Here is a 6,903-nt window from a genome sequence, read left to right as displayed (position 1 = left end):
AGGACAAACTATAATTTAAAAGAATTTACCCGTGAGTATCCAAAGAGGCATTAGGGACTGACTGTCCATCACCGCAATGGTATGGCTGGTTTTCCTATGCTTTCAGAATCGACGAAAGGAGCGAAGCGGAACCTCACGGGCCGACAATGCGGTAAAACCGCAATTGATTTAACCTAAACTCCATTTTTAAAAAACCGAACTCAAGATGATATGGAAGTAAATAGTATCATGAATTAGCCGTGGGATAAGTACTCTTTTCTATCGACTGATCGGCCTTCTTGTGGTATGCTGACATTGGCGGTAACCTCCCTGTATGGTTTTGGTTGTTTCCCAAACCCATTATGCCATATCTGGCTGGGAACCGCCACTTCAATTTCCACGGCTGTTGGGACAATCTCTAATAGATACAATAAAGCCAAAAATAAAGTATCTACTTATGTTGAAGATTTTATAAGGGGTGCTATCATGTTTATTTTTCTAAGTTCCCTTTCATATCTTTTTTAAATTTTTCTGACTGAATATATCGAAGTTTTACAGAAGTTCAAAATCTATTGAATGCTTGATATGCATTTGCCTGTCGTATTCCTGCGGCGGTATATACTGCTCCCAGGTAGTGAGACACTAAATCGGAAAAAAATAAGCTAAAATAAGAGTATGGAAAAGCGAAATCATTACACAGCCGAATTTAAAGCCAAAGTGGTGTTGGAACTTCTGGGTGAGGAGTCGACCTTGAATCAGGTGGCTGCTAAATACCAGTTGAATCCGCAGATGCTCAGCAAGTGGAAGAGCGACTTCGTTAAGAATGCTGCCGTGGTCTTCGAGCAGAACAAGGACAAAACCGAAAAACTGAAAAAGGAAATGGAGGAGAAAGAAGCCCGTTACCAACAGATTATCGGCCAGCAATCCTATGAGATTCACTGGTTGAAAAAAAATCTGGCCTTAAGTAGTACAGTTGAAGTGCGCAAGAGCATGGCTGAACCGGGAAATTATCGGATTAACCTATCTCGGCAGGCCTACCTCCTGTCAGTGAATCGGACCAGCTTATATCGGCAGCCACCAACAACCACCTGGTCACAAAATGATCTTAACGATATGCGCTTGATTGACGAAATCTACACTGCCTGTCCCTTTTATGGCTATCGCAGAATCACGGCGGAAATGCAGCTCAGAGGGAGACAGATCAATCGCAAACGAGTCCGGAGGCTGATGCGGGTGATGGGGATTCAGGGAATCTGTCCTGGCCCCAACCTGAGTAAACGTCTACATGCCCAATATATTCATCCGTATCTGTTAAGAGGCCTAAATGTTGATCACCCTGATCAAGTCTGGGCGGTTGACATTACCTATATTCGCCTAAGGCATGGATTCATTGTATTTATTCGTCATCATTGACCTTTACAGCCGCTATATCGTGGATTATGAACTAAGTACCACCATGGACCGCCATTGGGTGCTAGAGTGCTTGAAAAGAGCCTTCAAGTTGAGAAAACCGGAGATCATAAACAGCGACCAGAGCAGCCAGTTTACCAACAAAGACTATTTTTAACTTCTTCAAACAGAAGGGATTAAGATCTCTATGGACGGTAAAGGGCGTGCGTTGGACAATATCTTCGTGGAGCGGTTTTTCCGGACCCTTAAGTATGAAAACATCTATCTGAATGAGTACGAAACCCCTAAAGCTCTGCGTAGAGGATTAAATCAATACATACGGTTCTACAATGAGCAGCGTCTTCATGAGTCGCTTGGATACAGATACCCCGTTGATTACTACCGACAAACATACTTGAAAATGGCAATTTAAAAAAGGAGGGACGCATTAGCTTATTTTATAAAAAAAATGTGTCTTGACAACGGGGGGCACTATAGTATCACGGTATGACAGCAATGTATTTTAACTTGCGCCAACCTCACCAGAGAGGTGTTTTGATAGATAGTTAGTCAGGTGATAAGCAAAATTAGTTGGCTTCAACCAAATACACCTCCGGATAAACTCGGGCCCCGGTTTTCTGCGTCACCTCCGGATAAAATTCTTCCGTAAGCCGCAGATACTGTTCTGTAGACTGGATAGACGAGTGACCAATGTAGGTAGAGAGGATCGGTAGCGCGCAGTACATATCGATACCTGATTCCGACATATTCTTCAGAGCATGACAGCAAAAACTGTGACGGACATCATGCAGCCTTGGACCAATTCCTTTGCTCCTGTACGGTATGCCACTTGCCCATAGTTTTTCACGAAACCGTTTTCCAACAGTGTTCTTGCTGCGTCTTGAACCATCTCGGTTTCTGAAAAAGAAATCGTCATCATCGGCACCTAAATGGATCTTTTTCATCATTTTTGTGCCACATCGATCAGAGAAGGTGACATTACAACAAGACGAGACTTATTAAACTTTCCGTTCCTGACTGTCAGAACTCCGATATTCAGGTCTACATCTCGGATACGTAGGTCTAAAGCCTCCGAAATTCTCAACCCACAACCGTAGAGCACTCTGAACAGGACTGGGTAAACTTCCGCGGAATTGTACCTAGTATGAGGTCTCATAGAATCAACTGAAGCAAATATTCTTTTCATCTCTTCATGTGTGAAAATATATGGTGTAAAATCTGAGCGAGTTCTTCTGGGAGCCTTCAGTTGCCGCGATACAAGCAACGACGAAGGACTTGTGGACGTCGATTCCACAGCAGACGGGGTAAACGATTTTGAGCGCCATATTAAACCTCACAAAGTAATGTGAGGATACCGGCAGGGACTGACCGCTCGCACAAAAAACAAGTAGCGTCTTTACAAAGATAAGTTTGCGGGCTCTATGTCCCACTTATTTGTGCTTCAAGGAGCGGTCGGCACACATAACAATTCGGTCAGCGAAACGCTGGGCCCACTCACCTCCACGTGCTCTGTAGTGTGCTGGCATCCTCGCTGATATTGTACAACAAACTTCACGCTAGGGCCGACGGTTTCATACTGTTACCGCTCACTTAATTTGACGCCGCAATTCTAACCGCCAATAGCGGTAAAGTATAGCGACAATACGCGACATCATACTGGGAGTTCAACCGTTAACCAATATCATCAAAACGCCACCCAATGTTCATAGTGTGGATCGTGTGGATAAAGTTAATTTAGATATAACCAGCCCTCTTTTTATAGGGGGCTGATTTCTTTGATGCACAAAAATCAACGGTTAAGACACGAAAACCTACGGTTCATGACGCGATTCCGACGTGTTGCGCACACCATATTGTTATATGGGTGGTATATATGGTAATGTGAGAAGAGTAGTTTTGCTTACCGGACAACCTGAGGGACATAAGGGGTGTCCCTCTTTGTAAAACTAATTGAAAGGTTGCGTTAAATAATGAAAAAATAAGTCCAATCGGATGGCTTTTTATGTGTCTATTTATCATTGCGATTCTGGGTGCATTGATTATAAGAGTATATCAATTAGATATGATATATCGTTTAATTCTTTACCTCATAATTTTTGTTATTGGCATAGCCGGATCGCTCTTGCTTGTTATGAGAACGCCCGGTAAAAAATGAATTGGGCTGCAAGATAAGGATGTGAAAAGAACATCATGAAGAAAACTTGCTTGATAATCCAGTTATTACTGTTGTTAACTTTCGCAATATTACTTGTAACGAACATTTTGGGATATGTGAACTACGATGACGTGCGCTATATCATATATGCTATTGTAGTATTGTCGGTGTTTAATCTAATCATAATAATTAGGGCTGAAAATGATAAGCAAATTTCACAAACGGCGAAAAGAAACATAGTTATTGTTGCTGTTGTTTTCGGCGTATTTGTTACTGCCCTCGTACTAATCCAGCTGGTTTGATTGAGAAGGGGAGTAGTCGTATTCCTGCGGCGGCAGCCGGGTATGCTGCAGCTGGTTGTGACTTCGCGGTCTGGGTTTTGGGAAGAAGAATAAAGGGAGAGTCGGGATCACATGACAAAAAAGAAAAAGCTGCTGGTGTTTGGCGTCGTCGCCTTCTTTATTATCTGGATTGGAGCCCTTTTCTGGGCAAACCACAGCAAGGAGAGCCGCTCAGATTCAGCTGACAGAAAAGTGGCTGTTTATACCATACCGGATCCCCAAAAAGTCTTTGGCGAAGGCCGCTTTCAGTATCAGAACGAGGTGAGCTTTACGCCGGATGCGAGCAAGGGAACGGTGAATAAGATCCATGTCCAGAACGGTCAGAAAGTAGACAAGGGACAGCTGCTGTTCGATTACAAGAACGAACAGGCGATTCAGCAGTACCAGGAGCTGGAGAAAGAGCTGGCGGCACTGCCGGCAGCGGCGGAGGGGGGCGATCCCGCACAGCAGCAGGAACAATCCTATGCTATCAACCGGCAGCTGGCAGATCTCAAAGGGGAGCGCTATAAAAACGTGACAGCCCCCTTTGCAGGGGTTGTAGCCATCCCGGCCCACAGCGAAGGTAATACAGAGGTGATCATGCGGCTTGTCGATCCGAAACTGCGGTTTGTGGCCAGTATCGGCGAAAGAGACCGGCTGAAAGTGGAGCCGGGGCAGCAAGTGCTGATCACCCTTTATAGCGATAACAGAGAAATAGAGGGGAAAATCACCTTCGTGGGCAACGAGCCGGTCGCCGCCGGCGGCGAAGATTTAGCCGCGGCTGCGCAGAACACCCTCTCAGCTTATCCGGTCCATGTAGAGATAGAGGCAGAGCAGCAGGCCGGAGTTTATCCCGGTTTCCATGCCCAGATGGAGGCGACCCCCGCCGGCGAAGCCCCCAGAATACCGAAAACAGCGGTGTTCGACAGCGACGGCCAGGCCTGCGTTTGGAAGGTGGTCAACGACAAGATCCATAAAACACAAATAACCTACAGCCGCTGGAACGATAAATACCTGAACGTACTGAGCGGCCTGGAATATGGAGAGCGCATTGTCCGCCAGGCTGACGGCGAGTTCAAAGAGGGGGAGAAGATTGCCGCAGATTCTGCTGAAGATTAAAGGACTGACCAAGTCCTACAGGCTGGGCAAGAGAGCATATCCGGTATTGAAGAGTCTCGACCTCTGCGTGCCCGAGGGTTCCTTCGTGGTGATCATGGGCAAATCCGGAAGCGGCAAAACCACCCTGTTGAATATGATCGGGCTGCTTGACCGCTTCGACGAGGGCAGCTATCACTATCAGGGAGTAGATATCGCCGGTCTTGATGAGAACAGACGCTGCTCCTTTCGCAATGAACATATCGGGTTTGTTTTCCAGCAGTTTCACCTGATCGAAGCCCTGTCCGTGGCCCAGAATGTAGAAATACCCCTCATCTATCACGGCGGATACAGCTATCGCCGGCGCCTGGAACGGGTGAAGCAGTCGCTGGACGAACTGGGGCTTGCCGATAAAATAAACAACTATCCCAATGAGCTGTCCGGAGGAGAGCAGCAGCGCGTTTCCATTTCCAGAGCGCTGGTCAACAATCCGGATCTAATCCTGGCCGATGAACCGACCGGCGCCCTGGATACAGAGACCGGGCGGCAGGTGATAACGCAATTAATGAATTTAAACAAACAGGGCAAGACAGTCCTGGTGGTCACCCACGACGAGGAAATGAAACGCTATGCAACAGAGTGCCTGCGGCTGAAAGACGGAGTTTTTCTAAAAGAGGGAGAGGCATGAACTTCTATGAGCTGATCAGGTGCGCTATTCTCAATTTGCGCGCCCATAAACTGAGAGTTTTCCTGACGATGATCGGAATTATTATCGGCATCGCTTCAGTTGTGGCCATCCTATCCATCGGCGCCGGACTGCAGGCCCAGGTGAGCGACTCGACGGTCAGCGAGAGCGTCAACACCCTCAGAGTGACCTACGAGCCTGACGAGCAGAGTATGATGCAATGGGAGCCCCCCTTCCGATATCAGGATTTCAGGGCCCTGGAGAACATCGATGGAGTAGAAAAAGATGGAGCAGAGCAATGATATGTTCAGCGGCATGATGGGTCTGAGCACAGAAGCGCAGTATTTCGAGCAGAAGGCCTATCTGACGATTGAACTATACCGCAGCCAGCGCCCGCCATTGGTGGCCGGAAGATTGATAACCGCGGAGGATAACGAATTCCAGAATTATGTGATCGATCTCTCCCAGGAACAGGCCAGGCAGCTTTTTGGCGATGACCCGGCAGCGGGGATCGGCAAAGCGGTGAAGCTGGGCGGTCAGTTTTTCCAGGTTGTGGGCATTGTGGGCGGGGGGAGCAAGCAAGTTTCTGGGAATGGAATTCAGCTATATCCCCCAGTTTGCGGAAAAACTGCTGCAGGATGACTCGTCGATCTTATCCATCGACATCAAGGTCAGAGAGGGATATGATCAGGGAACGGTTTTTGCAGACGTTAGGGATGAATTGCAGTACCAGCATCCCCAACTGCATGGCGACTACAAACAGGAGGATCCGACGAGCCTTATCAAAGATCTGCAGAAGGTAATATCCTCGATCACCGGTTTCATCGCCCTGGTGACCGGGATCTCCCTCTTCGGTCGGGGGCGGTGGGAGTGATGAACATCATGTATGTCTCCGTAACAGAGCGCCGCCGGGAAATAGGAATCCGCAGGGCTCTAGGCGCCAAGCCCGCAACCATCCTGCTGCAGTTTTTAGTGGAAGCCGTCTTAATTACCTTTTGCGGCGGTCTGATTGGGATCGGGGTGGGTTTCGGCATCTCCAAACTGATCGGAATATTCATTGAGCTGAAGCCTGTGATGACAGCCGGTATCATGCTGCAGTCGTCAATCATCTGCATCGCCGTGGGCATCATCTTCGGCATCATCCCCGCTCGCCGGGCATCCCGGCTGGATCCCATAGATGGCCATTTATCGTTAATTGTTTAATCGTCTTTAAGCTCCTATTCCAGTTAAACCCGTTCAGTTTTTTAACCTTCTCATAA

Annotated in this window: 8 protein-coding genes and 1 pseudogene; 7 read left to right on the top strand and 2 right to left on the bottom strand. The window is 47.5% G+C overall.

Going from position 1 to position 6,903, the window contains the following annotated elements:
• Positions 1-654 precede the first annotated feature (654 nt).
• Positions 655-1,801 (top strand): annotated as a pseudogene (locus SSCH_RS04355) (IS3 family transposase).
• A 154-nt stretch (positions 1,802-1,955) separates the two neighbouring features.
• Here SSCH_RS04355 and SSCH_RS20785 read toward each other — a convergent pair.
• Both SSCH_RS20785 and SSCH_RS21690 read right to left on the bottom strand, forming a co-directional pair.
• Entirely contained in the window at positions 1,956-2,336 is a 381-nt protein-coding gene (locus tag SSCH_RS20785; RefSeq protein WP_052835300.1) for a tyrosine-type recombinase/integrase, read from the bottom strand.
• Positions 2,333-2,683, bottom strand: a complete 351-nt coding sequence (locus tag SSCH_RS21690; protein ID WP_456300447.1) for a tyrosine-type recombinase/integrase — start codon at positions 2,681-2,683, stop codon at positions 2,333-2,335. Before SSCH_RS21690 ends, SSCH_RS20785 begins: the two co-directional genes overlap by 4 nt.
• A gap of 1,274 nt (positions 2,684-3,957) precedes the next feature.
• Between SSCH_RS21690 and SSCH_RS04340 the strand changes: the two genes are divergently transcribed.
• The 6 genes from SSCH_RS04340 to SSCH_RS18875 are packed head-to-tail and all read left to right on the top strand — an operon-like array spanning position 3,958 to position 6,847.
• Entirely contained in the window at positions 3,958-4,983 is a 1,026-nt protein-coding gene (locus SSCH_RS04340) for an efflux RND transporter periplasmic adaptor subunit (protein ID WP_044664409.1), read from the top strand.
• Positions 4,958-5,647 carry an ABC transporter ATP-binding protein gene (locus SSCH_RS04335; RefSeq protein WP_044664408.1) on the top strand — a complete coding sequence of 230 codons (690 nt, stop codon included), beginning with the start codon at positions 4,958-4,960 and terminating at the stop codon, positions 5,645-5,647. Before SSCH_RS04340 ends, SSCH_RS04335 begins: the two co-directional genes overlap by 26 nt.
• On the top strand, positions 5,644-5,946 hold the full coding sequence (locus SSCH_RS20780; protein ID WP_044664407.1) for an ABC transporter permease: 303 nt from the start codon (positions 5,644-5,646) through the stop codon (positions 5,944-5,946). The genes SSCH_RS04335 and SSCH_RS20780 overlap by 4 nt, the downstream gene beginning before the upstream one ends.
• Entirely contained in the window at positions 5,930-6,286 is a 357-nt protein-coding gene (locus tag SSCH_RS20775; RefSeq protein ID WP_044664406.1) for an ABC transporter permease, read from the top strand. The genes SSCH_RS20780 and SSCH_RS20775 overlap by 17 nt, the downstream gene beginning before the upstream one ends.
• A complete protein-coding gene (locus tag SSCH_RS18880) occupies positions 6,237-6,518 on the top strand; it encodes a hypothetical protein (protein WP_198142164.1) in 282 nt (93 codons plus the stop codon). Before SSCH_RS20775 ends, SSCH_RS18880 begins: the two co-directional genes overlap by 50 nt.
• On the top strand, positions 6,518-6,847 hold the full coding sequence (locus tag SSCH_RS18875; protein WP_232294213.1) for an ABC transporter permease: 330 nt from the start codon (positions 6,518-6,520) through the stop codon (positions 6,845-6,847). Before SSCH_RS18880 ends, SSCH_RS18875 begins: the two co-directional genes overlap by 1 nt.
• Positions 6,848-6,903 lie beyond the last annotated feature (56 nt).

Source organism: Syntrophaceticus schinkii (assembly GCF_000946815.1).
Taxonomy (GTDB): Bacteria; Bacillota; DSM-12270; order Thermacetogeniales; family Thermacetogeniaceae; genus Syntrophaceticus; species Syntrophaceticus schinkii.
The sequence above is the reverse complement of the archived record's forward strand: the minus strand, read 5'-3'. Positions and strand labels throughout refer to the sequence as shown.